Raw genomic sequence first — 14,105 nt, forward strand, 5'->3', positions numbered from 1 at the left:
TGACGGCCCGCATACCCGATGCGTCGCGGGGGCGGGCGTCGCAGTCGTCAGCCGCTGCAGACAGCTAGGGTCGGGGACGTGTCTGCACCTACCTCTGCCGGTGCGCCGGTCACGATTCCCGCCACCGGCTTTCCGGTCGAGCGGTTCACGCTGCCCAACGGCCTCCGGGTCGTCCTCACGCCGGACCGTTCCGCTCCGGTGATCGCGGTTGGCGTCGTCTACGACGTCGGCATCCGATCGGAACCCCAGGGCCGCACCGGGTTCGCGCACCTGTTCGAGCACCTGATGTTCCAGGGCTCGGAGAACCTCGAGAAGCTCGCGCACTTCCGGTACGTGCAGGCGTCCGGTGGTGTCTTCAACGGGAGCACCCACCTCGACTACACCGACTACTACGAGACGCTCCCCAGCAATGCGTTGGAGCGCGCGCTCTTCCTCGAAGCCGACCGGATGCGCCGGCCGGAAATCACCGAGGAGAACCTCGCGAACCAGATCGCGGTGGTGAAGGAAGAGATCCGGGTCAACGTCAAGAACCGGCCCTACGGCGGGTTCCCCTGGCTGCTGCTGCCGCCGGTCATGTTCGACACGTTCGCCAACGCCCACGACGGCTACGGCTCGTTCGAAGACTTGGAGTCGGCCACCGTCGAGGACGCGCAGAGCTTCTTCTCCACGTACTACGCGCCGGGCAACGCGGTGCTCGCGGTCGGCGGCGACCTGGACGTGGCCCGTGCGACCGAGCTGATCGAGCTGCACTTCGGTGACGTGGACGCGCGTCCGGTGCCGGAGCGGCCGTCGTTCGCCGAGCCCGACCTGACGTCCGAGCGCCGCGCGGTCCACCACGACGCGATGGCGCCGCTGCCCGCGGTCGCGATGGCCTGGCGGGTGCCCGACCCGATCGACGATCTGAAGGCCTATCTCCCGTACGTCGTGCTCGCCGAGGTGCTGACCGACGGCGACGCGTCCCGGCTGGTCGGGCGTCTGGTGCTCACCGACGCGATCGCGACCAGCATCTCGGGCTACCTCGGCTTCATGGGAGACCCGTTCGACGTCCGCGACCCCACCGCGTTCCTGCTGCAGGCGCACTACCCGCCCGCGGTGAAGTCCGAGACCGTCATCACCGCCATCGACGAGGAACTCGACCGGCTGGCCAACTCCGGTCTCACGCCGGGGGAGCTCTCCCGGGTGCAGGCCCGGCTGGCGGCTCATCTACTGCGAGAGGTGGACGCGGTGCTCGGCCGTACTCTCACCACCGCCGTGCTCGAGCAGCAGCGCGGGCGGGCGGAACTGATCAACGACCTGCCGCATCTGCTGGCCGAGGTCACCTCCGAGCAGGTCGTGGCCGCGGCGCAGCAGTTGCGCCCGGCCCGCCGGGCCGTGCTCGAGCTGGTTCCCGGAGGTGCCCAGTGAGCCCGTCGCACGCCGCGCCCCGCCGTGCGGTCCCCGCGCTCGACGAGCCGCGGGCGCTGCCGGAGCCGGAGGTCGCCGAACGCACGCTCTCGACCGGCCTGAAGGTCGTCGCGGTCCGCCGCGGCACGGTCCCGCTGGTCGAGCTGCGCCTACGGGTCCCGTTCGCCGGTGCCGACGCGCAGGACGACGTCTCGGTGGCCGCCGTGCTGGCGAACACGCTGATGTCCGGCACCGAGGCGCACACGAACGTCGAGCTGGCGGCCGAACTGCAGACGATCGGCGGCGGCCTCTCGGTCGGCGCCGACCCCGACCGGCTGGTCGTCTCGGGCAACACGCTCGCGGACGGGCTCGGGCGGTTGCTGGAGGTCCTCAACGAGGTCCTGACGACCGCGACCTACCCCGAGCGGGAGGTGCGCACCGAGCGCGACCGGCTCGCCGACCGGATCCAGATCGCGTTCTCGCAGCCCGCGCAGGCGGTCCGCCGGGCGCTGCTGCGCCGGGTGTACGGCAGCCATCCGTACGCGATCGAGACGCCGGAGCCGGCCCAGGTGCGGGCGATCGAGTCGCCGGCGCTGCAGACCCTGCACGCCGAGCGCGTCCTGCCGCTCGGCAGCATCCTGGTGGTCGTGGGCAGCATCGACCCGGCCGCCACGCTCGACCTGGTCGAGCGGACGCTGGGCGGCTGGTCGCCGACCGGCAGCGCGCACCGCACCCCGCCGGTACCGGCGCTGACGACCGGGCCGCTGCTGCTCGTCGATCGCCCCGGCTCGGTGCAGTCGTCACTGCGGGTGGCGTTGCCGGCCGTGCCGAGGGCGAACCCGGACTACGCGGCCTTCCAGCTCGCGAACCTGATCTTCGGTGGCTACTTCTCCTCCCGGCTGGTGGAGAACATCCGCGAGGACAAGGGCTACACGTACTCACCGCACTCGAGCGTCGACCACTCCGCCGCCGGCTCGATGACGCTGGTCAGCGCCGACGTCGCGACCGAGGTGACCGCGCCGGCGCTGCTGGAGATCGAATACGAGCTCGGCCGCATCGCGACGCTGCCGCCGACCGCGGAAGAACTCGAGCAGGCCCGCCAGTACGCGATCGGGACGCTCGCGCTGTCGGTGTCTTCGCAGGCCGGGCTGGCCGGCATGCTGATCGCGCTGGCCGGCACCGGGTTGGACCTGAACTGGCTGGCCGAGCATCCGATCCGCCTGGCGAAGGTGACGCTGGAGGAGGTCGCCGCCGCCGCGGCCGGCCACCTGGCCCCGTCCGGCGGCGTGACGGTCGTGCTGGGTGACGCCGGCGTGGTGACCGGCCCGCTCGGCGCCCTCGGTCCGATCGACCGGCCGTGAGCACGTCGGAGCGGGAGGGCTCGGAAGCCTCCGAAGGGGTACCGCTCGATTCCGAACGCACCGCGTCCTGGTCGACGAGTGCCGAGCCGGCCGACGACGACTGGCCCGCCGACAGCGGGTCCGGTCCGACCGGCGGTGATCCGGCCGCCCCGGTCTGGCGGCGGCTGGCGCTGGGCCGGGCCATGCCGGAGCGGGCCGCCCACCGGCGGCTCGACGGTCCCTGGCTCGACGACGCCTGGCAGCGGGGCCGCATCCTGCTGCTGGACGAGCGCGGCCGGGTCGTCGTCGAGGGCCCGGCCGAGGCGCCGCGGATGGTCTGGTTCGCGAGCGACGACCCCTCGGCGTCGGTCGCCGACGCCGACCGGCTGTTCCTGGCCGAGGAAGACGGCATCCCGTACTTCGCGCTGCTGGCCGCGCTGCCGGAGAAGCTGCCGGACGGACAGCGCACGGTGAGCCTGCGCGAGGTCGGCGCCGAGCTCGTGCCGTTCGAGTCGTCGCTGCTCACCGCCGCGATCGGGCTGGCCAACTGGCACCGCGACTACCGGTACGGGCCCCGCACGGGCACCCGCCTGGGCTGGCGTGCGGGCGGGTGGGAGGCCGAGGCCGTCGACGGTTCGGAGATCGTCTACCCGCGGACCAACCCGGCGATCATCGTCCTGGTGCACGACGGCGTCGCCGGCGACGAGGGGCGCTGCCTGCTCACCCGCGGCCTGACCTGGCCGGAGGGCCGCTACTCCTGCGTCGCCGGGTTCGTGGAGCCGGGCGAGGCGGCCGAGGCCGCGGTGTTCCGCGAGGTCGCGGAGGAGACCGGGGTCCGGATCAGCGAGGTCCGCTACCTGGCGAGCCAGGCCTGGCCGCTCCCGGCATCGCTGATGCTCGGCTTCTACGCGCTAGCCGAGTCCGACCAGCCGGTGACCGTCGAGGAGGCCGAGCTCGCCGACGCGTGCTGGTTCTCCCGCGGGCAGCTGCGCGGACGCGGCCCCGGACCGGCGCCGATCGTCCCGCCGCCGCTCTCGATCGCGCACGAACTGCTCACCGCCTGGCGCGACGAACGGATCGAAAACCCGTTCTGACCTGACGTATCACCGGCGGCGGCCGGGGCTCTGTGGAAGTGAGGCCGCCCCGGTGAGCCCCCTCTTCTCTTCGGGGCGGCCCTTCGTACTCAGGGCCAGCGGAGGTCAGTCATGTCCAGTGAGTTGAAACGGCGTACGCCGGTTCGGGTCGTTCCCCCTCGGCCGAGGCCGATGCCCCTCGTCGCTACCACCCCTCGGCGGAGCCGGGCCGCGCGGCGGGTCGCCGCGGGCGCGTTGCTCACCGCGGTTTTCGTGGGCGGCTCGGCCGGTACCGCATTAGCCGCCGGGCCCGACGTCCGAATGGAGTCGTTGGCCTGGACGCGCCCCGCCGGGGTCGTGCCCACGAGCACGTCGGACGTGGCGCCCAGCGCCGGAACGATGGTCGTGACCTGGCCGGCCACCTCGTCGACGAAGTCGACCGCGGCGCCGCTGATCGACCCGGAGCAGGGCATCGTCCGCCGCGAGGGAACCGCGACCCGGCTGGCCGTCGTCTGGGCGACCGCCGCCACCGTCGCAATGGCCGGCATTCTCCTCGGGTCGCTGTACCGCCGCCGCGCGCTCCGGCAGGCCCTCAGCTACCCCGCACCAGTACGGCTGGATGCCTGGCGTCGTCGGCCCTGACCACGACCTCGGCGATCGCGGTCGGCTCGACCTCCTCCTCGTAGCGTTCGAAGGCGGGGAGGGTCCAGGCCTCGTCGGCGGACGTCCGGCGGCGGAGCGCGCCGCCGGAGAGCCGGACGTGGACCGCGAGGTCGAACGGCAGGCCGCGGCCGAGCAGCAGCGGCCCCTCGACGAGCACGACTCCGCGCGGCGGCACCGGTCGGTAGTCCGCGCGTACGGCCCGGTCGGTGGCCACGTCCCAGAGCGCGGGCAGGTACCGGCCACCGGCCGCCCACGGGGTCAGCACCTCGCGGGTGAGGCCCCGCTCGTCCAGCCACAGGTCGTAGAACGAGTCCGGGTCGGTCTTTCCGTACTCCAGGCGCAGCGACGCCGGACGCAGGAAGTCGCGGGCGTGCACCACCGCCACCGCGATACCGCCCGCGCGTAACGGTTCGACGAGGCTCTCGGCGAGACGGCCGGGTTCGGCCGCGTCGGCGCCGTCGATCGCGACCCGGAGACGGCTGTTCTCCCGGCCGCCGATCACCGCCGAGATCATCTCGCTGAGGAGGTCGGAGAGCGCCTCGGGGGAGACGGGTACCGGCTGGCTCACCCGTACGAACGTACTCCGCTCGTCCTGAACGCGTTGAACCCGACCTATCTGACGGCTATGTTCCCCAAGAGTGGCTGGGCGTGGCTGACCGGGTTGCCGCCACGACCGGGGGTGACGATGGCGCTCGCCAGACTGTTACGCCGCACCGATTTCCGGCTGTTGTTCGCCGGGCAGGCGCTCTCGATGTTCGGCGACTCGGCGATGCTGCTGGTGCTGGCGATCTGGGTGAAGGAGCTGACCGGCAGCAGCGGCATGGCCGGCCTCACGCTGGTGTTTGTCGCGGCGCCGTCGTTGATCGGGCCGCTCGGCGGCTGGCTGGTCGACCGGGTCCGGCGCCGGTTGTTCCTCGTGGTCACGAACCTCTGCTCGGCCGTTTCGGTGGTGCCGCTGCTGTTCGTGCGGTCCGAGCGTCACGTCTGGGTGATCTACGGGGTGGCGACCGTCTACGGGACGCTGCTCGTGCTGCACATGGCGGCACTGAACGCACTGCTCAAGACGATGCTCCCGGACAGCTCGCTGGGCGAGGCCAACGCGGTGCTGCAGACCGTGAAAGAGGCGCTCCGGCTGATCGCGCCGCTCACCGGCGCGGCGCTCTACGCGCTGATCGGCGGCAGCGGCGTCGCGCTGCTGGACGCCATGACGTTCGTCGGGGCCGCTCTTGCGCTCGGAGTGCTGAAGGTGCACGAACCGTCGCCCGTCGCCACGCGGGAGTCGATCCGGGCCGAACTCGCCGCCGGGCTCCGGTTCCTCTGGCGGGCCCGGCCCCTGCTGCACGTGACCGTGGCGCTGGCGCTCGCGCTGCTGGTGATCGGGATCGCGGAGTCGGTCGTGTTCGCGATCGTCGATTGGCTGGGACGGCCGCCGGAGTTCGTCGGGGTGGTCGTCGCGGTGCAGGGGGTCGGCGCCGTGGTCGGCGGCTTCGCGGCGACCTGGCTGATCCGCGCGGCCGGTGAGGTGCGCACGGTGATCATCGGTCTGGGGACGTTCTCGGCCGGCACGATGACGATGATCGTCAGCTGGTTACCGGCGGTGGTGGGCGGTGTGGTGCTCGCCGGATTCGGGCTGCCGCTGGTGCTGGTCGGGTTCGTCACGAGTCTGCAGCGCAGCACGTCCGGGGCGCTGATCGGCCGGGTGACGACCGCCGCGTACCTGGTGATCGGGGTGCCGCAGACCGTGTCGGTGGCGCTGGGCGCGCTGCTGGTCGCGGTGATCGACTACCGGGTGCTGCTCGGCGTGATGGCCGTCGGCACGTTGCTCGCGGTCGTGTACCTGCAGCTCACCGCGGGCGGGAGTGCGTCGCGCGGTGGCCCGGGCCCGGGCCCGAAGCCGGGACCGGGGCCGATCTCGGCGAGCGGGGCGATGGGGTGGGCGTTGCCACCCGCGCCCACGCCCGCCGACGAGGCCACGTTGCCGGCCGACCTCGGCGCGGACGCCGACCGCACGGTGTGGGATTCGGCGCGGCGGCGCTAAGGCCTGGGGTCAGCGGCCCAGTTTTGTGCGGACGTCCGCGATGGTGGGGTTCGTCAGGGCTGAGCCGTCCGGGAAGCGGACGGTCGGGACGGTCTGGTTCCCGCCGTTGACGCTCATCACGAAATCCGCGGCCTGCGGGTCCTGCTCGATGTCGACCTCGGTGTACTCGATGCCTTCGCGTGCGAACTGGCTCTTCAACCGGCGGCAGTAACCGCACCAGGTCGTGGAGTACATCGTCAGCGTCGTAACCGCCGCGTCCATTGAGCGTCCTTCCTCGTGGAACTCACCGGTTGCGTAACACCGGCTGGGGACGGAGCCTTCCCGCCTCCGAGCATTTGGCAGTATCGAACGTGTGACCGCGCCTGTTGATACCGATGTTCTGGCTGAGCTCGACGACGAACAGCGCGCGGCGGTGCTGGCCCCGCGGGGGCCGGTTTGCATCCTGGCCGGTGCCGGCACGGGCAAGACCCGGGCGATCACGCACCGGATCGCCCATGGAGTGTTGACCCAGGCCACTGCTCCCAACCACGTCCTCGCGGTCACGTTCACCGCGCGGGCCGCCGGCGAGATGCGGGGGCGGCTGCGGGCACTGGGCGTCTCCGGCGTCCAGGCCCGGACGTTCCACGCGGCTGCGCTGCGTCAGCTGCGGTACTTCGCGCCCCGGGTCTTCGACGGGCGGGCGATGCCCGACCTGATCGAGTCCAAGGCCCGGGTGGTCGGCCAGGCGGCCGCACACGAGCGGGTGAAGCTCGACCGGACCGGTATCCGCGACGTGACCGGCGAGATCGAGTGGGCCAAGTCGGCGATGGTGGAGCCCGACGGCTACGCGTCGGCGGCGGCCGACGCGTCCCGGGAGACGCCACTCCCGGCGGCCCAGGTCGCCGAGCTGTACGCCGGGTACGAGCGGCTCAAGCGCCGGATGGGCGTCATCGACTTCGAAGACCTGTTGCGCGCGACGATCTGGGCGATCGAAGACCACCGGGACGTGGGCGACCAGATCCGGGCCCAGTACCGGCACTTCGTCGTCGACGAATACCAGGACGTCAACCCGCTGCAGCAGCGGCTGCTCGAGGCCTGGTGCGGCGGCCGCGACGATCTCACCGTCGTCGGCGACGCCAGCCAGACGATCTACTCGTTCACCGGCGCCAGTGCGTCGTACCTGATCGACTTCCCGCGGCGCCACCGCGGTGCGGTGGTGATCCGGCTGGAGCGGGACTACCGGTCCACCCCGCAGGTGGTCGGGCTCGCCAACGACGTCATCGCCGCCGGGAGCGGCGTCGAGGCCTCGGTCCGGCTGCGGCTGGTCGGTCAGCGGTCGGGTGGCCCGAAGCCGCGCGTCTCCCACTACCCGGACGAGCCGGCCGAGGCGTCCGCGGTCGCGTCCCGGTGCCGCGAACTGATCGCCTCCGGGGTACCCGCGGCGCAGATCGCGGTGTTGTTCCGCACCAACGCCCAGTCGGAGACGTACGAGCAGGCCCTCGCCGACGCCGGCGTTCCCTACGTCGTGCGGGGCGGCGAACGCTTCTTCGAGCGTCCCGAGGTCCGCGAAGCGATGATGCTGCTGCGTGGTGCGGCCCGTGCGGCTTCTGACGACGAAACCGCGGTGGACGCCGTGACCGGCGCGCTGTCCGGCCTCGATTGGCGTCCGGATGCTCCGCCCGCGGGTGGCGCGGCCCGCGAGCGGTGGGAGGCGTTGGCGGCGCTGCGCCGGCTGGCCGAAGAGACCGTGGGTTCGTCGTCCGCAGTGGACGGGCTGCCGGCGTTGGCCGAGGAACTCGCGGCTCGGGCCGCCGCCCAGCACGTGCCCACCGTCGACGGCGTCACGCTGGGGTCGCTGCACGCCGCCAAGGGTCTGGAGTGGGACGCGGTGTTCCTGGTCGGGCTGGCCGAGGGCACGTTGCCGATCTCGTACGCGAAGACCCCCCACCAGATCGAGGAGGAGCGTCGGCTGCTCTACGTCGGGGTGACGCGGGCTCGCGAGCACCTGTGGCTGTCCTGGGCGGCGGCGCGTTCGCCGGGCGGCCGGGGAAGCCGCCGTCCGTGCCGCTTCCTGCCGGCGGCGGCGCTGCCGGTCGGCGTGCCGGGCACGTCGGTGGCGCCCACGTCGAAGGTGTCGTCCGCGCAGCCGCGGAAGCGGTCGCTGCCGACCTGCCGGGTCTGCGGCGTCGCGCTCTTCGATCCGACGCACCGCAAGCTCCGCCGCTGTGGCAACTGCCCCGCGGACTACGACGAGGAGCTGTACGAGCGCCTGCACACCTGGCGGGGCGCGCTCGCCAAGGAGCAGAAGCTGCCGCCCTACGTCATCTTCACCGACGCGACGCTGACCGCGGTGGCCGAGCAGCAGCCGAGCAGCGAGGTCCAGCTGGCGGAGATTCCGGGTGTCGGCCCCCGCAAGCTGACGCTCTACGGCGAGGCGCTGCTGGCGATCGTCGCGGGGAAATCTGTTTGATTTTCTCCGGCGGATTTCGGGGGTTTTTGTCGGCGTGTCGGGCTCGGCGCGCCGTACGTTCTGTCGGGTGGCAGACACCTGTCGAGGTATGGCCGGAAAATAGGTTGGCCCGCGGCCCGGCCCGGGCTTAACCTGCCTTTGCGCCGGGAGACCGGCGTTCAACCCAAGAGGACTCCGTCTTCTTATCCGATCGAGGGGAGTGGCCACAGTGAACAGCAACCTGATGTTGACGCCGATGGCTGCCGCCATGCCCTCGATCTGGTCCGGCAAAGCCGTGCCCATGACCGCGCGCGAGCGAGTTGCCCTGACGGCGCATGCGCACTGCGCACAAGTCCACGCGATCCAGGTCTCGGAGGAGAAGTCCGTCCTCCAGGCGGCCAATGCCGAGTACGGCAATGGCACCACCTTCGGTACCCCGGTTCAGGCCCAGCTGAGCGTTGACGCCCTGCGCGTCGACGGTCGAGCGGGATCTCCGCCTCGAGGTACGCCAGCCTAAAAGGCTGGCGGCGCTTCGAGGCCGTGGATCCCGAACCGGGATCCACGGCCTTTTTGTTTGTCTCCACCACCCACGCGGATGCCAAAGCACGACGGAAGAGGAGATCCGGTCATGACGGCAATCGATCTCGCCCCGATGGACTTCGGGGTGATCGACCCGGACGAAGCGCTGCCCTGCCGGCGGGAAGACCCGGAGCTGTGGTTCGCGGAAACCCCCGCTGACCTGGAGCTCGCCAAGGGTCACTGCCAGGAGTGCCCGCTCCGTGAGGCGTGCCTGCAGGGCGCGATCGAGCGGCGCGAGCCCTGGGGCGTCTGGGGCGGCGAAATCTTCGAGCGCGGAACCGTGATCGCGCGCAAGCGGCCCCGTGGCCGCCCGCGGAAGAACACGGTCGCAGCCTGATGAGCCCCCAGTCCCCGCCCCTCGAAATGAGCACTTCGTTGAACCACGAGAAGACCTGGAGCACGGAAATGTTACTGCTGAACGAAGCACTGGCCCGATCTCGAATGCAACAGGCCGTGCCGCGCCGCATCCGTCAGGGTGCGCGCCGGCCGGCCCGCGTAGTGGCCGCAGCTGCTGCCCGCCTCCGAGACCGTCTCTGATCAGTGAAGACCCACCCCGGCTACGGCTGGGGTGGGTCGTCCTTTTCGACGAAGCCGGACTGGTCCTTGTCGACGAAGTCGGGCTGGTTCTTTTCGACGAAGCCGGGTTGCCACCGCTCGACGACCGCGCGGTAATGCGCCTTGGCCTCGAGCTGGCAGAGCACTCCGATCGAGCCGAGCGTCACCCGGTGGATCAGCAGATACGACGGCGGCAGGTTGAGCTGCCGCCCGACCGAGTACGCCGGGCTGCGCGGGTCTCCCAGCCGGGTGGCCTCCTTGCGCAGCCAGGCCCGGGAGAACTGGAACTCCTCCACCGCGAGCGGATCGAGCATCGGCCGCACGTAAGCGAGCAGCGCGTCCGCGTCGATGTCGGCGTCGGGCTTGACGAAGCCCTCCCGGCGGAGGCCGGCGAGCACCTCCTTGGCGTCGCCGGCGATCGCCTGGCGGGCCAGCCGGCCGACCGGCTCGGGAAGACCCTCGGGCAGACGCGCGACCGCACCGAAGTCCAGGACGCCGAGCCGGCCGTCGGGCAGCAGGCGGAAGTTGCCCGGGTGCGGGTCGGCGTGCAGCATCCCGGTGCGGGCCGGGGCGGCGAAGTGCAGCACGGCCATCCGCTCACCGGCGAGGTTCCGGTCGGTCTCGGAGCCGTCGGCGATGATCGCCGACAGTGGCGTTCCGTCGATCCAGTCGGTCACCAGGACGCGCGCGGTACCGGCGAGCACCCGGGGTACGGCGATCTCCGGGTCGTCGCGGTACTCCTTGGCGAACACCCGGGTGGCCTTGGCCTCGAGCTTGTAGTCGAGCTCTTCGGCCACCCGGGCCTTGAGCTCGGCGACCAGCGGCTTGATGTCGAGCCCCGGCTGGACGACGGTGAACAGCCGGGCCATGCGCCCGAGCTGGTTGAGGTCGGCCATCAGAGCCGGGCCGGCGCCCGGGTACTGGATCTTGACCGCGACCGGCCGGCCCGAGGACCAGACCGCGCGGTGCACCTGCCCGATGCTCGCCGCGGCCGCCGGGGTGTCGTCGAACTCACGGAACTTCTTCCGCCAGTCGGGTCCCAGCTCTTCGGCGAGGACGGCGTGGACCTGGGCCACCGGGAGCGGCGGTGCCGCCTCCTGCAGCTTGGTGAGCGCCGCCCGGTAGGGCTTGGCGAGTTCTTCCGGGAACGCGGCTTCGAAGATGCTCAGCGCCTGGCCGAACTTCATCGCACCGCCCTTGAGCTGGCCGAGGACGCTGAAGAGCTGCTCGGCCGTGCGCTGCTGGACTTCGCGGGCGACCGCCTCGGCCGGGGCGCCACCTAGACGCTTGCCGAGGCCGAGAGTGGCGCGGCCCGCCATTCCCAACGGCAGCGCCGCAAGCTTGGCTGTGCGGGTGAGCGCACGCCGGGGGATGTCGGTCACCCACCTATTGTCGCGCGCTCCGGCCGGAACCGCCGGTGAGGCACCCGCAGCGCGGATGCGGAGACCACGATCGCTGCCGGAGCGGGACGCCCGGCGGTCCGGCTTCCAGCGAGACGCCGAGCGCCGCGGTCGGTACGCCTTCGAGGTGGCCGGTGGCTTCCGCCGAGGCCAGCGCCGCCGCCAGGCTGACGACCGACGCGTCGGCGAGCTCCGGACGCTGCTCGGTGGCGAGCTGCGCGGCGAGCACCGGCCACACCGGGTCACGGTCGAGGCGGTGCGCCTCGACGCACGACAGGCACGCGGTACGGCCGGGAACGACCAGCGGCCCGACGATCGCCACGCCGTCCCGGAGCAGGACCGGCAGATGCGGTACGCCGCTCGACGTCCAGCGCACCTGGTCGGCGGGGAGCGGGAGCGGCCCGGCGGCGAGCACCACGAAATCGGGAGCGGCGCCGGTGGTGGGATTCCGGGTGTCGACGGTCGGGGAGGCTCTTCTGACCGCGTCGATGGCGGCGAGGACGTAGGGGCGCCCGATGTCGTCGGGGGTGAGGCCGCCCACCGTGACGTCGTCCGGCGCGACGACGCCCGAGCCGGTGACCGTGACCCGGCCGACGCCTCCCGCGGCCAGCAGCGCGGCGATCACCGGCCCGACGCGGCCGCGGCAGCGCACCAGGACGTGGGCCCGGCGGCGGGCGGTGACCCGGTGGACGGCGTCGGGGCCGTGAGTGAGCAGTGCGGACGCGAGCTCGGGCGGGAGCGGGGGCAGGTCGGCGTCGGCATGGGGTGTGGTTGCGGTGGGCGCCAGCGGGGTGGCGTCGACTATCGCGCCGTGGGCGAGCAAGCGGGTGATCAGCTCTTGCGCCGGTAGGCCGGCCGGGGCGTCGGCGACCACGCGGTCGAGCGGGCGGCGGCCGTCGAGCGAGGTCAGGAACGTGGCGAGGGCCGGATCGACGGCCGTGAGGACGACCGCGCGCTCGGGGTCGACGCCGAGCTGGAGCGTGGTCGCGTCCCGCCAGAGCCGGGGGAGCGCGGGGATCAGGAGCGGACGCATGCCGATGAGAGTGCCGTGATCGGCCGGGCTCGGGCTGGTCGTCCACAGGCCGGTCGTCCGGAGGCTGGTCGTCCACAGGCCGGTCGTCCAGAGGCCGGTCGTCCACAGGTGGAAATGATGGCGGCCCGCCCGGAGGGGCGGGCCGCCGGCCACGGGGGCCCGGGAGACTCAGGCCTTGCCGAGGATCCGGTTCATCTTGGTACCGCATACCGGGCAAGAGCCCTTCGCCATCCGGCGCCCGGATTCACTCGTCGTGACTTCACCTTCGAAGTCACGCTTTTCTTTGCACTTCACGCAGTAGCCGTTGTAAGTGTCGGCCACAGTGCCTCCTCGGCGGCTGGACAGGGTCGGCCGACGGTGGAGCTCCGCCGGATCGCCCGACCTTATCCGGCAAAACGGGCATAACTGCCTAGAGGCTCGCCGGGAGAATTAGCCGTGTCGCCGCCGCGTGAGCCTGCTGTGTCGCGGGCCCAGGCAGGCGTGTCGTGGAGCGCGGGGGGCGTGTCGCGCGGAGCGCGGGAGGCGTGTCGCGCGGAGCGCGGGAGGCGTGTCGCGCGGAGCGCGGGAGGCGTGTCGTGGACACGAAAGGGCCCCTGGACGGCGCCCGTCCCGTCACCTTCCCCACGTGCCGGGGCGGACGGTCGCCACAGGGGCTCTTGTGACGCTAGGCCGCGACGGCCCTCCGAGTCAACGCCGGGGGCCATTCAGGGTGAGTCACGGGACCTCTGTGAGGGGTCTCGCGGAGGACATCCACCCTGTGGAGGAGGCTCGTCCACAGGATTCACGACACGGCAGACGGACCGGCCGATCGAGGGCTAGCGTGCCTCTATGGACCCCGGCCACTCGCTCACCGTGCAGGTCCGGCGCAGTGCGCGTCGGCGCCGCACCGTCGCCGCGTATCGAGACGGTGACACGGTCGTCGTGCTGATCCCGGCGCGCTTCAGCGCCGTGGAAGAGCGCGAGTGGGTCAAGAAAATGCTCGCGCGTCTCGATGCGCGTGATCGGCGTACCCGGCGGCCGCGTGGCGACGCCGAACTCGAGGCACGCGCGCTCCGGCTGGCGCACCTGTTCCTCGACGACGAGGTGCGTCCGGTGAGCGTCCGGTGGGTCAGCAACCAGCGGGGCCGCTGGGGCTCCTGCACGCCGGCCGAGGGGACGATCCGGCTGTCGTCGCGCCTGCGAGGTATGCCCGACTGGGTGATCGATTACGTACTGGTGCACGAGCTGGTGCATCTGCGCGTCCCGGGCCACGGGTCCGACTTCTGGGAGCTCGTGGAGCGGTACCCGAGAGCCCAGCGCGCGAGGGGTTATCTCGAGGGCGTCGCGGCGGCGGCGTCACTGGATCTGAGCGACGAGGCCGACCCGGCCCTCGGCGCGTAGAAAGGCCCCCCGGCTCGGCCCGGCTGCCCTGCGGCTCGGCCCGGCTGCCCTGCGGCTCGGCCCGGCTGCTCTACGGCTCGGCCCGGCTGCCCTGCGGCTCGGCCCGGCTGCCCTACGGACATGCCGCACCCGCCCGCGCCGGGGCAGGCGTTGGTTGTCGGCCAACCGGCCTTCGCCGCGGGCCCCCGCCGCTCCACCCGCTTGCCGGGCGACCAAGGCCGCCTCCGTGTAGC

The 14,105-nt window shown here is 72.2% G+C and carries 14 protein-coding genes; 9 read left to right on the plus strand and 5 right to left on the minus strand.

Going from position 1 to position 14,105, the window contains the following annotated elements; translation table 11 throughout:
- Positions 1-78: 78 nt before the first annotated feature.
- The 4 genes from ACIBZJ_RS22615 to ACIBZJ_RS22630 all read left to right on the plus strand — a co-directional run bounded on the left by ACIBZJ_RS22615 (position 79) and on the right by ACIBZJ_RS22630 (position 4,438).
- Positions 79-1,404, plus strand: a complete 1,326-nt coding sequence (locus tag ACIBZJ_RS22615; RefSeq protein WP_395932591.1) for a M16 family metallopeptidase — start codon at positions 79-81, stop codon at positions 1,402-1,404.
- A complete protein-coding gene (locus ACIBZJ_RS22620) occupies positions 1,401-2,744 on the plus strand; it encodes a M16 family metallopeptidase (protein WP_395932593.1) in 1,344 nt (447 codons plus the stop codon). Before ACIBZJ_RS22615 ends, ACIBZJ_RS22620 begins: the two co-directional genes overlap by 4 nt.
- Positions 2,741-3,817 (plus strand): NAD(+) diphosphatase, encoded by a 1,077-nt coding sequence (nudC, locus tag ACIBZJ_RS22625; RefSeq protein ID WP_395932595.1) that lies wholly within the window; start codon positions 2,741-2,743, stop codon positions 3,815-3,817. The genes ACIBZJ_RS22620 and nudC overlap by 4 nt, the downstream gene beginning before the upstream one ends.
- Positions 3,818-3,988: 171 nt before the next feature.
- Positions 3,989-4,438, plus strand: coding sequence for a hypothetical protein (locus ACIBZJ_RS22630; protein WP_395932597.1), 450 nt, complete (start codon positions 3,989-3,991; stop codon positions 4,436-4,438).
- On the opposite strand, the gene ACIBZJ_RS22635 is transcribed toward ACIBZJ_RS22630, so the two are convergent.
- Positions 4,389-4,973, minus strand: a complete 585-nt coding sequence (locus ACIBZJ_RS22635; protein ID WP_395933229.1) for a uridine kinase — start codon at positions 4,971-4,973, stop codon at positions 4,389-4,391. The genes ACIBZJ_RS22630 and ACIBZJ_RS22635 overlap by 50 nt on opposite strands.
- A gap of 111 nt (positions 4,974-5,084) precedes the next feature.
- Here ACIBZJ_RS22635 and ACIBZJ_RS22640 point away from each other — a divergent pair, with 111 nt between their 5' ends.
- Positions 5,085-6,497 carry an MFS transporter gene (locus ACIBZJ_RS22640; protein ID WP_395932599.1) on the plus strand — a complete coding sequence of 471 codons (1,413 nt, stop codon included), beginning with the start codon at positions 5,085-5,087 and terminating at the stop codon, positions 6,495-6,497.
- A 9-nt stretch (positions 6,498-6,506) separates the two neighbouring features.
- Here ACIBZJ_RS22640 and ACIBZJ_RS22645 read toward each other — a convergent pair whose 3' ends face one another.
- A complete protein-coding gene (locus ACIBZJ_RS22645) occupies positions 6,507-6,758 on the minus strand; it encodes a mycoredoxin (RefSeq protein WP_395932601.1) in 252 nt (83 codons plus the stop codon).
- Between the two features lie 91 nt (positions 6,759-6,849).
- Between ACIBZJ_RS22645 and ACIBZJ_RS22650 the strand changes: the two genes are divergently transcribed.
- The 3 genes from ACIBZJ_RS22650 (at position 6,850) to ACIBZJ_RS22660 (ending at position 9,841) form a co-directional block, all read left to right on the plus strand.
- Positions 6,850-8,946 carry an ATP-dependent DNA helicase UvrD2 gene (locus tag ACIBZJ_RS22650; RefSeq protein ID WP_395932603.1) on the plus strand — a complete coding sequence of 699 codons (2,097 nt, stop codon included), beginning with the start codon at positions 6,850-6,852 and terminating at the stop codon, positions 8,944-8,946.
- 208 nt (positions 8,947-9,154) lie between these two features.
- The gene (locus ACIBZJ_RS22655) at positions 9,155-9,442 is read left to right on the plus strand and encodes a hypothetical protein (RefSeq protein WP_395932605.1); all 288 of its coding nucleotides are present in this window, start codon (positions 9,155-9,157) and stop codon (positions 9,440-9,442) included.
- 111 nt (positions 9,443-9,553) lie between these two features.
- Positions 9,554-9,841, plus strand: coding sequence for a WhiB family transcriptional regulator (locus ACIBZJ_RS22660; protein WP_395932607.1), 288 nt, complete (start codon positions 9,554-9,556; stop codon positions 9,839-9,841).
- Between the two features lie 220 nt (positions 9,842-10,061).
- On the opposite strand, the gene ACIBZJ_RS22665 is transcribed toward ACIBZJ_RS22660, so the two are convergent.
- Genes ACIBZJ_RS22665 through ACIBZJ_RS22675 form a run of 3 tightly spaced genes read right to left on the minus strand, consistent with a single transcriptional unit; the run spans position 10,062 to position 12,813 of the window.
- Entirely contained in the window at positions 10,062-11,441 is a 1,380-nt protein-coding gene (locus ACIBZJ_RS22665; RefSeq protein ID WP_395932609.1) for an ABC1 kinase family protein, read from the minus strand.
- A gap of 4 nt (positions 11,442-11,445) precedes the next feature.
- Positions 11,446-12,645 carry a thiamine biosynthesis protein ThiF gene (locus tag ACIBZJ_RS22670; RefSeq protein ID WP_395932611.1) on the minus strand — a complete coding sequence of 400 codons (1,200 nt, stop codon included), beginning with the start codon at positions 12,643-12,645 and terminating at the stop codon, positions 11,446-11,448.
- Positions 12,646-12,660: 15 nt separating this feature from the next.
- Positions 12,661-12,813, minus strand: coding sequence for a DUF5679 domain-containing protein (locus ACIBZJ_RS22675; protein WP_169745129.1), 153 nt, complete (start codon positions 12,811-12,813; stop codon positions 12,661-12,663).
- Between the two features lie 507 nt (positions 12,814-13,320).
- Here ACIBZJ_RS22675 and ACIBZJ_RS22680 point away from each other — a divergent pair.
- Positions 13,321-13,872 carry a M48 family metallopeptidase gene (locus ACIBZJ_RS22680; RefSeq protein ID WP_395932613.1) on the plus strand — a complete coding sequence of 184 codons (552 nt, stop codon included), beginning with the start codon at positions 13,321-13,323 and terminating at the stop codon, positions 13,870-13,872.
- Positions 13,873-14,105: the final 233 nt, after the last annotated feature.

The sequence above is a fragment of the Cryptosporangium sp. NPDC051539 genome (assembly GCF_044454545.1).
Classification (GTDB): Bacteria; Actinomycetota; Actinomycetes; order Mycobacteriales; family Cryptosporangiaceae; genus Cryptosporangium.

What these genes read in the sequence shown, in the direction of transcription:
- ACIBZJ_RS22660 (WP_395932607.1), top strand. Translation starts at nt 9,554, where the DNA reads ATGACGGCAATCGATCTCGCCCCGATGGACTTCGGGGTGATCGACCCG.
- ACIBZJ_RS22680 (WP_395932613.1), top strand. Translation starts at nt 13,321, where the DNA reads ATGGACCCCGGCCACTCGCTCACCGTGCAGGTCCGGCGCAGTGCGCGT.
- ACIBZJ_RS22630 (WP_395932597.1), top strand. Translation starts at nt 3,989, where the DNA reads ATGCCCCTCGTCGCTACCACCCCTCGGCGGAGCCGGGCCGCGCGGCGG.
- ACIBZJ_RS22645 (WP_395932601.1), bottom strand. Translation starts at nt 6,758, where the DNA reads ATGGACGCGGCGGTTACGACGCTGACGATGTACTCCACGACCTGGTGC.
- ACIBZJ_RS22635 (WP_395933229.1), bottom strand. Translation starts at nt 4,973, where the DNA reads ATGATCTCGGCGGTGATCGGCGGCCGGGAGAACAGCCGTCTCCGGGTC.
- ACIBZJ_RS22640 (WP_395932599.1), top strand. Translation starts at nt 5,085, where the DNA reads ATGTTCCCCAAGAGTGGCTGGGCGTGGCTGACCGGGTTGCCGCCACGA.